Annotated in this window: 17 protein-coding genes; 10 read left to right on the plus strand and 7 right to left on the minus strand. The window is 55.9% G+C overall.

Going from position 1 to position 14,999, the window contains the following annotated elements:
- Window positions 1-101 precede the first annotated feature (101 nt).
- Window positions 102-1,004 (minus strand): GTP cyclohydrolase FolE2, encoded by a 903-nt coding sequence (gene folE2, locus BMX75_RS01365; RefSeq protein WP_092824573.1) that lies wholly within the window; start codon window positions 1,002-1,004, stop codon window positions 102-104.
- A complete protein-coding gene (locus tag BMX75_RS01370; RefSeq protein WP_245748316.1) occupies window positions 1,001-1,381 on the minus strand; it encodes a hypothetical protein in 381 nt (126 codons plus the stop codon). The genes folE2 and BMX75_RS01370 overlap by 4 nt, the downstream gene beginning before the upstream one ends.
- Window positions 1,382-1,606: 225 nt before the next feature.
- Between BMX75_RS01370 and BMX75_RS01375 the strand changes: the two genes are divergently transcribed.
- Both BMX75_RS01375 and BMX75_RS01380 read left to right on the plus strand, forming a co-directional pair.
- Complete coding sequence (locus BMX75_RS01375) at window positions 1,607-2,227, plus strand: LysE family translocator (RefSeq protein WP_085919676.1); 621 nt, start codon at window positions 1,607-1,609, stop codon at window positions 2,225-2,227.
- Between the two features lie 33 nt (window positions 2,228-2,260).
- Window positions 2,261-2,827: a flavin reductase family protein gene (locus tag BMX75_RS01380; RefSeq protein ID WP_092824575.1), complete on the plus strand. Its 567-nt coding sequence runs from the start codon at window positions 2,261-2,263 to the stop codon at window positions 2,825-2,827.
- Between the two features lie 26 nt (window positions 2,828-2,853).
- Here BMX75_RS01380 and nfsA read toward each other — a convergent pair whose 3' ends face one another.
- Window positions 2,854-3,588, minus strand: a complete 735-nt coding sequence (gene nfsA, locus BMX75_RS01385; RefSeq protein WP_085919674.1) for an oxygen-insensitive NADPH nitroreductase — start codon at window positions 3,586-3,588, stop codon at window positions 2,854-2,856.
- Between the two features lie 169 nt (window positions 3,589-3,757).
- Here nfsA and arfB point away from each other — a divergent pair, with 169 nt between their 5' ends.
- A complete protein-coding gene (gene arfB, locus BMX75_RS01390) occupies window positions 3,758-4,171 on the plus strand; it encodes an alternative ribosome rescue aminoacyl-tRNA hydrolase ArfB (RefSeq protein WP_092824577.1) in 414 nt (137 codons plus the stop codon).
- A 128-nt stretch (window positions 4,172-4,299) separates the two neighbouring features.
- Here arfB and BMX75_RS01395 read toward each other — a convergent pair whose 3' ends face one another.
- The gene (locus BMX75_RS01395) at window positions 4,300-4,506 is read right to left on the minus strand and encodes a cold-shock protein (RefSeq protein WP_085919672.1); all 207 of its coding nucleotides are present in this window, start codon (window positions 4,504-4,506) and stop codon (window positions 4,300-4,302) included.
- A 334-nt stretch (window positions 4,507-4,840) separates the two neighbouring features.
- On the opposite strand from BMX75_RS01395, the gene BMX75_RS01400 reads away from it, so the two are divergent.
- The 7 genes from BMX75_RS01400 to BMX75_RS01435 all read left to right on the plus strand — a co-directional run bounded on the left by BMX75_RS01400 (window position 4,841) and on the right by BMX75_RS01435 (window position 11,504).
- A complete protein-coding gene (locus BMX75_RS01400; protein WP_085919671.1) occupies window positions 4,841-6,010 on the plus strand; it encodes an alpha-hydroxy acid oxidase in 1,170 nt (389 codons plus the stop codon).
- A 464-nt stretch (window positions 6,011-6,474) separates the two neighbouring features.
- Window positions 6,475-7,782, plus strand: a complete 1,308-nt coding sequence (locus BMX75_RS01410; RefSeq protein WP_092824581.1) for an ATP-grasp domain-containing protein — start codon at window positions 6,475-6,477, stop codon at window positions 7,780-7,782.
- 200 nt (window positions 7,783-7,982) lie between these two features.
- Entirely contained in the window at window positions 7,983-8,336 is a 354-nt protein-coding gene (locus tag BMX75_RS01415; RefSeq protein WP_092824583.1) for a CidA/LrgA family protein, read from the plus strand.
- 3 nt (window positions 8,337-8,339) lie between these two features.
- Window positions 8,340-9,059, plus strand: a complete 720-nt coding sequence (locus BMX75_RS01420; RefSeq protein WP_092824585.1) for an LrgB family protein — start codon at window positions 8,340-8,342, stop codon at window positions 9,057-9,059.
- A 29-nt stretch (window positions 9,060-9,088) separates the two neighbouring features.
- The gene (locus BMX75_RS01425) at window positions 9,089-9,565 is read left to right on the plus strand and encodes a LabA-like NYN domain-containing protein (protein ID WP_092824587.1); all 477 of its coding nucleotides are present in this window, start codon (window positions 9,089-9,091) and stop codon (window positions 9,563-9,565) included.
- A 173-nt stretch (window positions 9,566-9,738) separates the two neighbouring features.
- Window positions 9,739-10,794, plus strand: a complete 1,056-nt coding sequence (locus BMX75_RS01430) for an AbrB family transcriptional regulator (RefSeq protein WP_092824589.1) — start codon at window positions 9,739-9,741, stop codon at window positions 10,792-10,794.
- Window positions 10,795-11,156: 362 nt separating this feature from the next.
- On the plus strand, window positions 11,157-11,504 hold the full coding sequence (locus BMX75_RS01435) for a hypothetical protein (protein WP_092824590.1): 348 nt from the start codon (window positions 11,157-11,159) through the stop codon (window positions 11,502-11,504).
- 124 nt (window positions 11,505-11,628) lie between these two features.
- Here the strand turns inward: BMX75_RS01435 and BMX75_RS01440 are convergent, their stop codons facing one another.
- The 3 genes from BMX75_RS01440 to otnK all read right to left on the minus strand — a co-directional run bounded on the left by BMX75_RS01440 (window position 11,629) and on the right by otnK (window position 14,980).
- Window positions 11,629-12,600, minus strand: a complete 972-nt coding sequence (locus tag BMX75_RS01440; protein ID WP_092824592.1) for an AraC family transcriptional regulator — start codon at window positions 12,598-12,600, stop codon at window positions 11,629-11,631.
- A 429-nt stretch (window positions 12,601-13,029) separates the two neighbouring features.
- Window positions 13,030-13,677, minus strand: coding sequence for a 3-oxo-tetronate 4-phosphate decarboxylase (gene otnC, locus BMX75_RS01445; protein WP_092824594.1), 648 nt, complete (start codon window positions 13,675-13,677; stop codon window positions 13,030-13,032).
- 4 nt (window positions 13,678-13,681) lie between these two features.
- Window positions 13,682-14,980 carry a 3-oxo-tetronate kinase gene (otnK, locus tag BMX75_RS01450; protein WP_092824596.1) on the minus strand — a complete coding sequence of 433 codons (1,299 nt, stop codon included), beginning with the start codon at window positions 14,978-14,980 and terminating at the stop codon, window positions 13,682-13,684.
- Window positions 14,981-14,999: the final 19 nt, after the last annotated feature.

The following is a 14,999-nucleotide window of genomic DNA, read 5'->3' on the forward strand; positions in this document are numbered from 1 at the left end:
CGGCTCGCTATTTTTTATTGAGGTTCGTTACTGATCCTAAACAAGCACCGCACGGAAGGCCAATAATCGTTTAGCGTCTAGTAGCAAGCGCCCCGTCACATTTACCCATTCCACTCGCTGCGTGCCACCGCATTGTGGGCGTGGAGGCTCTCGGCATGCACGACCTTGAGCTGAAAACCGCTTACACCCGGTGCTTGCCGCAGGGCTTTATCGACCCGCCGTGCCGCGTCTTCGCAGAACATCAGGTTTTGCCCGTTGGCGAGGGCGAAGGCCTGCTCGTCGATACGTTTCACCGCGGTTTGCAGTGCGGTGCCTAGCGCCGTTTGGATACGATCAATCGTACTCTCCAGCCAGTCTGCAATGGGCAATTCATCGTTTTCGCCTTCTGCTAAACGCAGCGAGCACTCGACAAAGCTGCGCTGACTGTGGGGCGTGGCTAATATACCCTCTTCGCTGCCCAGCCATGCCAGTACCGCCGATTGGGTTAACGGAATTTCCGAAAAATCCTCCTTAAAGGCTTGCTGGATAGACTGCCGCGCCAGCGCCGCCGAGCAGGGGCATGTGGATGAATAGCCCACCGTCACCCCTAGCTCAGCCTGAAAACCATCAGGCGTTAATTGGCAGCACAGTGAAAAGGGGTAGCTTTTCCACCCGGCGAGCGGACTAATAAGGGCTTGCCGCTTGAGCGGCAGTTCTCCTTCCACATTCAGGTACGCATGCTGGGATAACCCCTCCTGGCTGGTTAAAAACGCGCTCAATATGTCTTTCACGGCTGGCAAGGTAAGCGGTGCGTCCTCAAGCGGTGACAGCGCCAAATACAGCCGCGACATATGGATACCGCGCGCTTCGCTATCATCAAGGCTCACCCCTGCGTCCAGTTTGACTATCACGCTGCGAGTACCCAACTGTGCAGGTAGCGCAATGCCCTCCATGCCCACCCAGGTCAAGGTACTCGGTAAGCGAGTAGTTTGGCTGGCGATATCGGGTAAGGTTAAAACGGTCATTGGGCTACCTCTTGAGATGAGTTGAAGAAGTTGTAAAGCTCGGCCACGGTGTCGTGCGCCACGTTTTGGGTAATAAACACAAAGCGTGATACGCGATCAGCCTGACGCAATGCCAGCCGCAGTTCCTCTTCAAAGGAGGCTTGATCCGATTCGTCACTGTCGCGCTCACGGGAGGCGATCACCTCTTTCATTTCATTTAAGTGCACCTCAATTTCGGCACGCTCATCGAGCAGCCGCTGGCGGAAAAATGCCAGCTGCTCGGCGTTCATATAGTCACTGGGTGGCATGGCCAATAGCTTGGCTTCCCAGACTTTATTAACTGGCGCTCCCTGAGCATCGGTGCTTGCCTGCTTCCTGTGCGTAATGTGCTCACTCATACATAAATCCCACCATATAAAACGTTATAACGTAACATAAAGATTCACGAATGAATAACACCCGCCGCTATAGCCCACTACCATCCACTTAAAACAAATGCTGAGGGACTGGCTGTACTTCGCTCGCGATTGTGTTGCAGGGATAGCTTTCGGCTGACATCGCTATCGAAGTAAAACTATAGTAATAGCTATCACTAGTGATCTAAGTTCAAGAAGGTTAACGCTATGTCGATTGAGCTCTGGCTGTCGTTTGTACTGGCCTCGTTTTTGGTGATCGCCTCACCCGGCCCCGCCGTTGCTCTACTGGTCATGACCGGCATCAACCAGGGACGCAAGGCAGCTTTAGCGATGCTGCCCGGCTTTTTCTTGGGCGACCTGGTGGCGATGTCACTTTCGTTTGCCGGCGTAGGCGCCCTGCTGATGGCGTCGGCGGAGCTATTCGCCATCGTTAAATGGCTAGGGGTTCTCTATCTGCTTTATCTAGGCATCAAGATGTGGCGAGAATCCGGCCAACTGAATGACCTGGAAGCCTCTGGTGCCAACGTCAAGCAAGGCACTGCCAAAGCCTTTTGGGTGACACTCCTGAACCCCAAAAGCATTCTTTTCTTCATGGCCTTCATGCCGCAGTTCATTACCCAGAGCCATCCGTTGGCGCCCCAGTTGGCGATTCTGTTTACCACCTTTCTGGCAATAGGGGTCATCTCGGATTTCGGCTACACACTGCTGTCGACGACAAGCCGGAAACTGATGACCGCCAAGTTTCGCCGTCTTTTACACCGCTGCGGTGCCGGTAGCTTGATCGGCGCGGGGGTATTGATGACAGTGATGCGCCGCCCGAGCGCTTGACCCAGTTCAATCAAACCCAATCGGAGGTTGTTGATGACACACCCGACGATGATGAAGGAAGACTTTCCTGTCTCGAATATCAGACACTTTCTCGAGCCCGGCCCGATTGTGCTGGTTTCATCGCAATGGCAAGCGCAACCCAACATCATGACCCTGGGGTGGCACATGGTCATGGCGTTTTCGCCCTCGCTCATCGGGTGCGTTATCGCCGCTGGCAATCACTCCCACGCGCTTGTACATCATAGCGGGGAATGCGTGATCAATATTCCCTCGGCGTCGCTTGTCGATACGGTGGTGAGTATCGGGAACTGCTCCGGGAGCGAGGTCGACAAATTCAAGACCTTTGACCTCACTCCAGGCAAAGCAGAGAAGGTGGGGGCGCCGCTAATTGAGGAGTGCTACGCGTCCTTTGAGTGCCAACTACGCGATGACGCCATGGTTGAACGCTACAACCTGTTTATCTTTGAGGTCGTGAAAGCCCATGTAGCGCCCTCGGCCGATGATGAGGAATCGCTGCACTACCGGGGCATGGGGGAATTCATGCTGTCAGGCAACACCATCGACCGTACTGCATTATTCAAACCGTCGATGCTTGTCTAAGTAGATCGGCGGCGCAGGCTTTTCCCTCACTGCATCTTGAACCCTTTCTCGATCAGAAATTCACGCATATGCGGACGCAGCTTTTGGGTAAATAACGGCGTCAGGTTGTGCGACCAATCCGTGTCTTTGTTGCCACCTTTACGGCCCTGATAGTAGGTTTGCATGGTTTGGTCGAAGGCTGCGACTTGCTCAGAGTCATCGCTGTAATGATTTTCCTTGAGCACCGCCTCAACCGGTAGACGTGGTTTAACATCGGGGTCATGAGCGGGATAGCCGATGCACATACCAAATACCGGGTAGACATGCGTCGGCAGGTCCAGCAGGTCACTGACCGCCTGGGGATTATTGCGTATCCCGCCGATATAGCAGATGCCGAGCCCTTCCGACTCCGCCGCAATGGCCACGTTTTGCGCTACCAGCGATACATCCACCGTGGCGACCAGCAACTGTTCGGTCATGCCGCTGATGACGTCCTCCTCCCCAGTGCGCTCGGCGGCTTCAAGCGGGCGCTTCATGTCGGCACAGAAGACCAAAAACTCGCTGCAGCTTGCCACGTAGCCCTGGCCGCCGGTTAGCTCGACCAACTGTTCACGTTTCGCCATATCGGTGACACGCATCACACTGTAGGCTTGAATATGGCTGGACGTCGCGGCGCCCTGCCCAGCGCGGATCAGTTCAGTTAATAATCCGTCGGGCATCTCGCGCGACTCAAACTTGCGGATCGAACGGTGCGAGGTCAGCAGCTTGATAACGTCGTTCATCGGCTTCTCCATGGCATAAAAAAACTACCTATTATAAACATATAGGATCTTTTGACGTTTCATTCGCACCGCGATGAAACGTCAAAAGGCCCTAAACGGATTGCGACGCTCGTCGCCAGTCAAACCATTTATGACATTTTACGATCAACCCAGTATGCCAAGGAGTCATATGCTACGTATTTCCAACAATGTGGAGCTGGCTGAATGGGAAATCGAGCTGCACCCCATTCGTGCGCAGGGGGCTGGCGGCCAGAACGTCAACAAGGTGGCCTCGGCCATCCATCTGCGTTTCGACATTCATCGCTCGAGTTTGCCGCCCTTCTACAAAGAGCGGCTTCTGGCGCTGACCGATCAGCGCATCACCCAGGAAGGCGTGATCATCATCAAGGCCCAGCGCTATCGCACCCAGGAGCAAAACCGCGAAGATGCCCTGGCAAGGCTACGCGAATTGATTCGCGAAGCGGTCAAGCAGCAAAAAACGCGCAAGCCGACAAGACCCAGCTGTTCCGCCAAGCGCAAACGGGTGGATGCCAAAACGCGTAAAGGCAAAACCAAGAATCTGCGGGGTAAAGTGACGCTTTGATACATGCTGAAGCGGTCGGCACGCACACTTTTCAACACAAAAACGCCGGGATAGATACGCAAAAACCCCGCACATGGCGGGGTTTTAAGCTTACCGACGCGTCGGTAGCCAACGTTACAGCATGTCGTTCACGACAGTACTTTAATGTTGGAAGCTTGAAGGCCTTTTTGACCCTGAGTGACGTCAAAAGAAACCTCTTGACCGTCTTGCAGGGATTTGAAGCCTTCAGCCTGAATTTCGGAGAAGTGCGCAAACAGGTCGTCGCCGCCTTCTGATGTAGAAATGAAGCCGTAGCCTTTTGCGTCGTTAAACCATTTTACTGTGCCAGTTGCCATGATCGAAATCCTCGATTTAGCGAAATGTATGCCGGGGAAATACCCGAGTTGCGATGGGTAGAACAAGAAACTTTCACCAGGCTCAAACACTAAAGATGCTTCGATGCTACTGACTACGTTCAACTTGCTATCCAACTGGGACTACCTTGCGCCTTCATACCCCCACCCGTCAACAGCATGAAGGAAAAATGCGATGACGCCTTACCGCCTTGGGGGTTAATTTCCGACCGGGTTATGTATTCACGGTGATATTCTGTTAAAAAAGTGAATGGTCGTGGTCTGGGTCTGCTGCCGGGGATGTCAGCAGTCTTTCTCTCACCTCATAGGATTACACATGCCGGTCTATACCAATATCGAAGATCTCCGTCGTCGTTATGTCCGCCGCACGCCCAAGATGTTCTATGACTATGCTGAGTCGGGCAGTTGGACAGAGCAGACCTTTCGCGAAAACACCAGCGACTTTCAGCACATCCACCTCAAGCAGCGAGTGGCGGTCGACATGTCGGGGCGTACCACGCGCAACCAGATGATCGGCGAAGACGTGGCCATGCCGGTGGCCCTGGCGCCAGTGGGGCTGACCGGCATGCAGTCCGCTGACGGTGAGATCAAGGCGGCGCGGGCAGCCGAGAAATTCGGCGTGCCATACACCCTGTCGACCATGTCGATCTGTTCGATTGAAGACGTTGCCGAGCACACCACCAAGCCGTTTTGGTTCCAGGTATACACGCTCAAAGATGACGATTTCATGCGCCGTCTGATCGAACGCGCCAGAGCGGCGAAGTGTTCCGCGATTGTGGTGACGGTGGATCTGCAGGTGCTTGGCCAACGCCATAAAGACATCAAGAATGGGCTGTCAGCGCCCCCCAAATTGACCCCTCGCTCAATCGCCAACATGGCCACCAAGATTCCCTGGGGGCTTGAAATGCTGCAAACCAAGCGGCGCTCATTTGGCAATATCGTCGGCCATGCCAAAGGGGTGACGGACCCTTCGTCATTATCAACCTGGACGGCGGAAGCGTTTGATGTATCGCTGGACTGGAATCGAATTGCTCAATTCAAGGAGTGGTGGGGCGGCAAACTGATCGTCAAAGGCATCATGGCGCCAGAAGATGCGCGTCGTGCCGCCGAAATCGGCGTGGATGCCATCATCGTTTCCAACCACGGGGGTCGCCAACTGGATGGTGCCATGAGCTCTATCCGTATGCTGCCCGCCATCATGGACGCCGTGGGCGACAAGGTGGAGGTGCATCTCGATTCGGGGATTCGCTCGGGCCAGGATGTCCTCAAGGCGCTTGCGCTGGGTGCCAAGGGCACCTACATCGGTAGAGCCTACACCTATGGACTGGGCGCTGCGGGCGAGGCCGGCGTCACTCGGGCGCTCGAGATCATCCACAAGGAACTGGACACCACCATGGCACTTTGCGGTGAAACTGATACCCGCAACCTCGGTGAGCACAACCTGTATGTGCCCCAAGGCTTTGGCGATCCTACCGTCAAGCTCTAATACCCTCGGGCGGCTTGACGGCCGCCCGACGAGACCAGCCACTCAATGTTTCGTTCCCGCCAGGCTTCGGTATCGTGGCTCATTTGACGTTGGCCTTGCCCGCCCTCGAATAACCGTAACGCCTTGCTTTTGCTGGCTTTAAAGTGCTCTACCCTGTATACACCTTGACGCCCGGCAACGCCGCGGCAGGCCAATTTCTGCCTTCCGGGAAGCGGCCGCGATGACCGCTTTGTAGCGCTAACAGTATGCAGGAAAACTTATACAAGCTTTTTCCAGAAATACTACAATCGAATTGCCATCTAGGTGGGAATCGTCTAGGTTAAAGTGAGAGTAGATGTGTTGAAAAGTTCCTACTGCTGACATGGTCGATCATCTCTAAACAACACTGGCTGCGTCTTGCTTCACCTTGTTCACCCCAATGTTGTCGCAGTCTGTCTCGGTTAACCCGCAAAGGAGAACATCGAATGTCGATAACATCAGAAAAGCAGTTACCCGAATCGGTAACCGCTTGGCGCGACCCGGAAATGGATTCGGTTAAAGGTACCGAGACCCCCAAGGACCCCAACAAGGGTTACATTGCCCTGCTCGGCTGGAGTGTCAACGCGATCAAGGCGGCGCAAAAATTTGACCGCCGTTATGTCGTGGTTGCCCCGGAATGGGCCGAAGATTTCTGCACCGCCAACAATATCCCCTTCATCGCCTGGGATTTTATCCGCCTGAATGACCGGTCCATGGAAATCGCCGAAAGGCTGAAAGCCGAGGGCGTCGACGTTGCCATCCCGCTGTTTGAAGAAACCGTTGAGTGGTCCGGTGCGATAAACTCTGTCCTCCTCGACAGCCCACGCATGTACGGGCAGTCCATTCTGTTCCGCGACAAGGCCCTCATGAAGCGCCGTGCGCAGCTTGGCGGTATTCGCGTGGGTATTTTCGAGGAAGCCCACGAGAAAGAAGACGTCATTCGCTTCATGAAGCGCGTCAACCAGACGCTGCTCAAGCTCGATGGTGACCCGGACGACCCGATTCACGTCAAGGCATTCGATAAAGCCGGTTGCCTTGGCCACCGCATGATCCGCACAGTGGAAGAAATTGAACACATTCCAGACGAAGAATATCCGCTGCTGATGGAAAGCCACCTGGATGGCTGGGAATTTGCGGTGGAAGCCTGGATACACGATGGCAAGATCCAGTTCCTCAATATCTCGGAATACGTGACATTGGGCTATTCGGTCTTCGTGCCTGCCACGCAAGAACTCGAAAGCTGGCGCAATGCGATTACCAAGCAGATCGAACTGCTGATTAAAACCTTCGATATCCAGTTCGGCCTGATCCACCCCGAGTACTTCGTCACCGCAGACGGCGAGATGTACTTTGGCGAGGTTGCCTATCGCCCGCCCGGCTTCAAGGCGTTCGAGCTGATCGAAAAAGCCTACGGGTTTAATGCGTACCAGGCGTCAATGCTGGTATTCGACCCCAAAAGCACCAAAGAGGAAGTGGCTGCCTTCTTCCCACGCGAGGTGGTCGACGCAAAAGGCTACGCAGGCTGCTTCGGTGTGTACCCAAGGCGCCGTGTGGTCAGCAAGCTGGAGATGCCCAAAGAAACGATCGAGCATCCCTATTTCGAGTCCCACGAACTGGTCGCGCCGACGGAAGAGACCGTGCCAGACCGCTCGGCCTTCGGCACTCACTGGGGCCTGCTGTTCTTCTTCGGTGACGACCCCATCAAGATGCGGGATCTGCTGAAAGCGCAAGAGGACCTGGACTTCTACGTCTAACGCTCCTGTAACGCAAAACGTACCACGAGGGCGCGTCTATCAGTCTCTGGAATACTCAAATTCCTGACGCTGATAGGCGCGCCCTACGTTTTTTGCCCGCCATGCCATAGCATGTATCGACAATATCCGTGGCGTGGTGAACTCGCCACAGGGAGACACAACGCTTAACCCTTTCCAAAACAACTGGCGAGGTCATCAATATGGTTCAGGGGTTTTTGATTCTGCTGATTTGCCAACTCATGGGCGAGTGGCTAATGGTATGGTTCGGCTGGCCAATTCCGGGCCCGGTCGCGGGCATGCTCCTCCTGCTGATCGGGCTGATGTGCTATGGCCGCGTGCCGGATGGCCTACGTTTACCCGCCGAGGGATTGGTACGGTATTTATCGCTGCTGTTTGTCCCGGCAGGCGTCGGCCTGATGCTATTTGCAGAGACACTCGCCCAGCAATGGCTCACGATTCTGGCGTCGCTGCTACTGAGCACCCTCATCACTTTGTCGCTAACCGGCTGGCTGCTGCAGGCGTGGGAAACACGTCAATACAAGCATAAGGAATAAGCGATGGAGCTCACCACTTTTTGGGTTTACTTCAACGCCCGGCCTCTGTTCTGGATTGTGATTACGCTGGGGGCCTACCTGTTGGCCAGCGTGCTTAATCGCAAGGCGGGTGGCACTGCGCTGCTGCATCCGGTGCTGGTCGCCATGTTGATGATCATCCTGCTGTTGACCCTTAGCGGCACCGACTACGACACCTACTTTGAAGGGGCGCAGTTCATTCACTTCCTGCTGGGCCCCGCCACCGTTGCGCTGGCCGTGCCCCTTTATGACCACCGTGCCCGTATTCGCCGAATGCTGCTGCCGTTGCTGGTCGTTTGCCTAAGCGGCAGCCTGACGGCCGTCGTGACCACCGTCTTGATTGGCCAGCTTTTTGGCGCCAGCGATACGCTGTTGCTATCCATGGCCCCTAAATCGGTCACCTCTCCCATCGCCATTGGTATCTCGGAACAGATAGGCGGATTCCCATCACTATCCGCCGGTTTATCGTTAACCACCGGCGTGATGGGTTGCCTGCTCGCCCCACTGGTATTTCGCGTCCTCAAGGTGCGTTCACATACGTCAAGCGGCTTCGCACTGGGCCTGGCCGCACACGGGTTCGGAACGGCCTATGCCATGCAGCGCAGCACCCTGGCAGGTGCCTTTGCTGGCCTGGCGATGGGCATGACGGGGATATTCAGCTCCGTGCTGATTCCGCTGATCAGCCAACTGTTCGGCTTGAACTGAATACAACTTACGGAAAACTAATTATATTTATGGAAAAAGTCGCCATATTTGTGGATATCCAAAACATCTATTACACGGTGCGATCAGCATACGGAAAGAACTTTGATTACAATAAGTTCTGGGCTCGAGCAACGACAGGAAGAGACGTTGTGAAAGCCGTTTGTTATGCCATCGACAAAGGCGACATAAAACAACGCGAGTTTCAAACGATACTAAGAGCCATTGGTTTTGAAGTGAAGCTAAAGCCCTTCATTCAACGCTCGGATGGCTCCGCCAAAGGCGATTGGGATGTTGGCATTGCCCTCGATGCAATAGAGTACGCCGAACAGGCCGATACTATCGTGCTGGTAACAGGCGATGGAGACTTTGATCTACTCGCCAATAAAATCCGCACACAACATGGTAAAACAGTTGAGGTTTACGGCGTACCTCAGTATACAGCCGCCTCACTGATAAACGAGGCAAGTGCGTTTATACATATCGATAACGCACTTCTACTAAATTAGCGTTAACAAAAACCGCATAACAGTGCATCCTTACTCCTGGTACTGCGCCCTGGCGGGTATCGAAATGACTCACTGCCACACGCTGGCTGACGAAAGCCAATGGCTCAGCCGATTGCCCCGGTAGATGATACAAGCTGCCGGTGGTTTTAAACGTCAAAAGGAGATTGAAAGCAATGCTGGCAGCAAGGATGAGCTCGCTGGGTCGTTTTCTGCCGACGTTGGCGCTCGGGCTTGTCGGCGGTGGGTTGGCATTCTGGCTAAAAATTCCCCTCCCCTGGTTAATGGGTGCCATGATCGCCACCACAGTGGCGTCGCTGGCGGGCGTCCCGCTTGAGACACCGCGCAAGGGGCGCAAAGGCGTACTGGTGGTCATTGGGGTCATGCTTGGCTCGGCGTTCACACCGGAGATGACCGGGGATGCCAGCCTGTGGGGGATCAGTCTTGCCGTCATGCTGATCGCCACGGCGGTGATGATGACCTTCTCGGTTTGGTTCTCCTGCCGCGTGGCGGGGCACTCCTGGGAGACGTCGCTCTACTCCGGCGTGCCTGGCGGGGTCTCCACGGTGACGGGGATGGCGCTCTCCTCCGGGGCCGACCTGCGGATTATCGGCATTACCCACGCCGTGCGCATCCTGGTGCTGCTGGTGGCCATTCCGCCTGCGCTGCAGTTTATCGGCCATGTCGATATTGGCAGCGCCACGCCTGCATTGTCGCAGTGGTTATGGATGCCATCACCGATAGATATTGGCTGGCTGTTGGCGGCCGGTATCAGCGGTCTATGGCTGGGCAAGGCCCTGCGGCTGCCCAGCCCGCTGCTGTTTGGCCCGGCGCTGGTCTCAGGGGTACTGCACTTCTCTGGCCTCACCCACGCCGCGGTGCCCCCGGTGATCATTGCGTTCGCACAGGTGATCATCGGTATCTCCGTGGGCGTACGCTTTGCAGGCGCCAAGCTTGGCGCAGTGGGCATTGCGCTGCTGATGGCCGTTATTCAGGCCCTGGTACTATTGTTGCTCGCCATTATCGCGGCCTGGGCAGGCCACCTGCTCACCGGTTATTCCGCCGCTGCAGCGCTACTCGCCTACATGCCCGGCGGTGCCCCGGAACTCAGCCTGGTCGCACTGAGCTTGGGGATCGACCCTGCCTTCGTGACGACTCACCACCTGCTGCGCATCACCTTACTGATGTTGCTGCTGCCTCTACTGCTCAAGCGGATGGTGCCCAAAACCTAGCGATCATCCATACGAACCCAGACCTGCATTTACATAGCAAACAGCGGGTTGCCATTAGGACGGCTTTACCGCCATAGACCAGCGCTATCACGATCATCTGTTTGAACTATAAAATACAGTGATATTTCTCACAGAACCCCATACGCGAATAACGATAAGCAGAATCAGGCAATCTTCAGCGAGAAATACACCTATTGTTAGCAGCCTAATCTCACTATCATTTCTCTCATGGTCGTAACGGCCAATACGCCGCCAACCAGGCAATCATCGCGCCCCATTCCACTGGATCGACGCGAACGGGTATACCGCCCGACAACCCTGGTTTCATGCGGCTACATCATTTAACGAGAGGAAGTCATTCCATGAAATACGCCACTATCATCACGCAAACCATCACCGCTGGCGCCCTGGTACTGGGTATGGCTGCTCAAGCCGCCGCTGCCGAGTCAACCCAGGCCCGCTTCGACATCAGCAGCCCCGCCCAAACCGGCACACGGGAAGGCATCAATTCCCAGGCGATTGACGGTCAAGCGCTTGAGGATCAAGGCACGTACTACCGCACTACCTTCAAGGCTGGCAACCCCATGCTGGGCGGTACAAAAGAAGGCATTCACCGTGAACGCGTCAAGGTCGAGGGGGATCAGACCATGGCGCAACAGGTATCTCATAACGAGCATGCGGATAACCTGATACGCGGCACACGCGGCTAACCCCCGTAAGGGAAGACACGGCCGCCCGTCCACGAGGGCGGCGCAAACATCACGGGCCACCCCATTGGGTGGCCCGTTTGTGTGCACTGGCAAGACAACGGTTCATTGCTATCGAAACGACCGTCTAGGCGGACACGCTCGCCCGTGTTTCGCCGCGCAACTTGGCAATATCACTGCGCGGAGGTGCCCCAAACATGCGGCTGTATTCGCGGCTGAATTGCGACGGGCTTTCGTACCCGACTTGATAACTGGCCGTGGAGGCATCCAGGCCTTCTTTCAGCATCAACAAGCGCGCTTCGTGCAACCGCAGTTTCTTCTGGAATTGTAACGGCGACATGCAGGTAGCCTGCTTGAAGCTGTGGTACAGCGCAGATTCACTCATGTTCACATCCTCCGCCAACTGCCGTACCCGCAGCGGCTCTGCGAAACGATCCTTGAGAACCGATATGACCTGGGAAATACGGTTTGACTGACTGTCGGTGGACGCGAATTCGCGCATCCGAGGGCCCAGCTCGCCAACCAGTGCACGGTAGATGATCTCACGCTGAATCAGCGGCGCCAGCACGGGCACATCGGCGGGCGAGTCGAGTAACCGAACCAGCCGGGTCATGGCATCCAGAATCCCCGGGTCGACCTGGGCGACACACATACCGCAGCCTGAATCAGGGGTACCACGAGGTTCGCTGGCAAGCTGGGAATCGCCTAGTTGCATCACCACCTTGGCGACCTCGGCGGGGTCGATATTGATCTTGACCGCCAGAAACGGGTTCTCCGGCGAGGCATCTACCACGAACTTGTTAACCGGCAGATCGACGCTGGACACCATATAGCTGAGCGCGTCGTAGACGATTTCCCGATCCCCCAGCTGCACCGTCTCCCGCCCCTGGGCAATCACGCAGAGCGACGGCTCGTAGACCGTCGACATGCAACTGGTAGGGGCGTCCGCGCGAAACAGGTTCAATCCCGGAATAGCGGTTTCATACAGCCCCTCCTCGCTCGTTCTGGTCGAGACCAGATCGGCCAGCTGCCGACACATCGGTTCGGCAGTGGGGTGAGCTTGATCGGATAGGGCGTGGGGATAGGCAACGTTACTCATGACTGACCTCCAAATGCGTGGAGGCAGCATACAGGATCAGGTAATTGATAGCACACGAACTAAGTTCATGAAGGATCGATAAAAACAGCCTGAATAATCACCCAACCATTTGAAATAAGGTGATTAATCATAAAAACCCATTTGGATTAAAGCGATTATCTTGACCCTATCGTGTTATTTATTTCGTCGGTTAATATAGCTTTAGGCAACTTTTTAAGAGTTATGTGCAAATCTATGCTGATACCTTTTGGGCATGCTGATGCACTACTTCTGTGCACGAATCAGATCAATGCCTCCAACGCATATAAAGCGCGACATTCAAGCCATTATCGCTAAGAGGGCCAAAGTGACGTTACTGAGCACTCTGAGCTAACCCTATTCCTCTAAAGCAGGTCTACGCAGATGCATTATCACGAGAGCTTTGTTTTGCTAGTAATTAGAAAAACGCACTTCAAGCTCAGCCACTTGCTCGGGTGTCAAAGCGCGAGGGTTCTTGCCCTGAAGCAGAAGAAACAGCTTAGCTGTTTCCTCTAATTCCTCCGTAGCGTAAACCGCCGCCTCTAAATTTTTGCCAGCGACCACTGGGCCATGGTTGGCCAGTAATACAGCACTATGCTGACCAGCCAACCCCTTAACAGCATCCCCCAGGCTCGGGTCGCCGGGTATATGGTAAGGCACTAAAGGTAGCTTCCCGACTCGCATCACGTAGTAAGCGGTCAATGGCGGAATGCAATCGCAGGGGTCGATGCCAGGTAGGCAGGAGACGGCCACGGAGTGGGTCGAATGGAGATGCACGATCGCCTCGGACTGGGGGCGCTCCGCGTACATCGCCATATGTAGAAAGCTCTCTTTGGTGGGCTTGTCCCCGTCTTTCCAGCCGCCATCCCGGTCCAGTCGTGAGATGCGGCCCGGGTCCAGGCGGCCCAGGCAGGCATTGGTGGGCGTCATCAGCCACCCACCGTCATCGGTCCGCACGCTGATGTTGCCACTGGAGCCCATGGTCAGGCCGCGGTCGAACAGGGATTTACCCAGGGTGGCGATCTGTTCGCGAAGACGATTCTCGTCATGAAGGCTCATGGGGTTATTTTCCTTTGGTTCGTGTCTCTAGCACCTGGAAGGCGCGTGAGAAGAAGTCTTCACTGCCAAAGTTGCCCGACTTCAGTGCCAGGGACAGCGGCGCGTCCTTTCCTTCCAGGGGCGCTTGAGTCCAGGGCACACCGGGATCGATCTGATTGCCTATACGAAGCTGACGGATGCCCAGGGCCGAAACTACAGCACCCGAAGACTCGCCACCGGCGACAACCAACCGCCCCACCCCTTCTGAAACCAAGGTTCGAGCCAGCTCACCCAGGGCCTTTTCAACCAGCTCGCCGGCCTGTTCGACCCCCAACTCCTCCTGGGCGGCCTTGACGCGACCTGCATCGGCGGAGGCGTAGATCAATACCGGCCCACCCTCAGTGAGATGCTCACGGGCGAATTTGAGGGCGTGCTCCAGGTGAGCGGGATCCTTTGCCAGCAGCAACGGGTCGAGTGCCATCCCGGGATGGCGTTCAAGGAAGTTGGCCACCTGGCCCAGCGTCGCACTGGAGCAGCTACCGGAAAGCACCAGGGCGCTGCCGAAAGCCGGTGCCAGGCGCCCCGGGTCGCTGACCTCGGTAAGCCACCCCTTGCGCCGGTAATGCTCAGGCAAAGCCTGACCAAGACCGGAGCCGCCGGTGACCAACGCATAATCGACCACGGCCTCGGCAAGCACGTCCAGGTTGTCTTCGTTCAGGGTGTCGCAGATTACATGGCGAATGCCGTCAGCAGACAACTTATCCAGATGCTCACGGGTCGGTGCTGCGCCACTGGATAGGACCGGATAAGCGGCCAGGCCGACTTCATGCGGCGTCTGGCGCCCCAGAACGCGAACCAGGTTGGCGTCTGTCATCGGCGTGAGTGGGTGATGTTGCATGCCACTCTCGTTGAGCAAACGATCCCCTACGAACAGGTGGCCCTGGTAGACGGTGCGCCCGTTGATGGGAAACGCCGGTACCATCACCGTCTGTGTTGCACCCAGTTGTTCCAACAGTGCATCGGCCACCGGCCCGATATTGCCCGCGTCCGTGGAGTCGAACGTGGAGCAATACTTGAAGAATATCTGCCGGGCGTTGTGCTCTTCGAGCCAGGCCAGTGCGGAGAGCGAATCCGACACGGCCTGAGCGGCCGGGATCGAGCGTGACTTGAGCGCGATCACCACGGCATCGACATTATCGAGGGCAAAGCCGGAACTCGGCACGCCAATGGTCTGCACGCAACGCATGCCAGCACGCACCAGGTTGTTGGCAAGGTCCGTAGCGCCGGTAAAGTCATCGGCGATGGCACCCAGGACAAGCGTCATGGAATTCTCCCTTTGCAGA

Source organism: Vreelandella subterranea, from assembly GCF_900111305.1.
Lineage (GTDB): Bacteria > Pseudomonadota > Gammaproteobacteria > Pseudomonadales > Halomonadaceae > Vreelandella > Vreelandella subterranea.

Bases quoted from the DNA above. Each gene is read 5' to 3' on its own strand.
- otnK (WP_092824596.1), bottom strand. From the start codon at position 14,980: ATGACGCTTGTCCTGGGTGCCATCGCCGATGACTTTACCGGCGCTACG.
- BMX75_RS01375 (WP_085919676.1), top strand. From the start codon at position 1,607: ATGTCGATTGAGCTCTGGCTGTCGTTTGTACTGGCCTCGTTTTTGGTG.
- nfsA (WP_085919674.1), bottom strand. From the start codon at position 3,588: ATGAACGACGTTATCAAGCTGCTGACCTCGCACCGTTCGATCCGCAAG.
- otnC (WP_092824594.1), bottom strand. From the start codon at position 13,677: ATGAGCCTTCATGACGAGAATCGTCTTCGCGAACAGATCGCCACCCTG.
- BMX75_RS01430 (WP_092824589.1), top strand. From the start codon at position 9,739: ATGCTGGCAGCAAGGATGAGCTCGCTGGGTCGTTTTCTGCCGACGTTG.
- BMX75_RS01440 (WP_092824592.1), bottom strand. From the start codon at position 12,600: ATGAGTAACGTTGCCTATCCCCACGCCCTATCCGATCAAGCTCACCCC.
- BMX75_RS01420 (WP_092824585.1), top strand. From the start codon at position 8,340: ATGGAGCTCACCACTTTTTGGGTTTACTTCAACGCCCGGCCTCTGTTC.
- BMX75_RS01370 (WP_245748316.1), bottom strand. From the start codon at position 1,381: ATGAGTGAGCACATTACGCACAGGAAGCAGGCAAGCACCGATGCTCAG.
- BMX75_RS01425 (WP_092824587.1), top strand. From the start codon at position 9,089: ATGGAAAAAGTCGCCATATTTGTGGATATCCAAAACATCTATTACACG.
- arfB (WP_092824577.1), top strand. From the start codon at position 3,758: ATGCTACGTATTTCCAACAATGTGGAGCTGGCTGAATGGGAAATCGAG.
- BMX75_RS01395 (WP_085919672.1), bottom strand. From the start codon at position 4,506: ATGGCAACTGGCACAGTAAAATGGTTTAACGACGCAAAAGGCTACGGC.
- BMX75_RS01400 (WP_085919671.1), top strand. From the start codon at position 4,841: ATGCCGGTCTATACCAATATCGAAGATCTCCGTCGTCGTTATGTCCGC.
- BMX75_RS01415 (WP_092824583.1), top strand. From the start codon at position 7,983: ATGGTTCAGGGGTTTTTGATTCTGCTGATTTGCCAACTCATGGGCGAG.
- folE2 (WP_092824573.1), bottom strand. From the start codon at position 1,004: ATGACCGTTTTAACCTTACCCGATATCGCCAGCCAAACTACTCGCTTA.
- BMX75_RS01380 (WP_092824575.1), top strand. From the start codon at position 2,261: ATGACACACCCGACGATGATGAAGGAAGACTTTCCTGTCTCGAATATC.
- BMX75_RS01410 (WP_092824581.1), top strand. From the start codon at position 6,475: ATGTCGATAACATCAGAAAAGCAGTTACCCGAATCGGTAACCGCTTGG.
- BMX75_RS01435 (WP_092824590.1), top strand. From the start codon at position 11,157: ATGAAATACGCCACTATCATCACGCAAACCATCACCGCTGGCGCCCTG.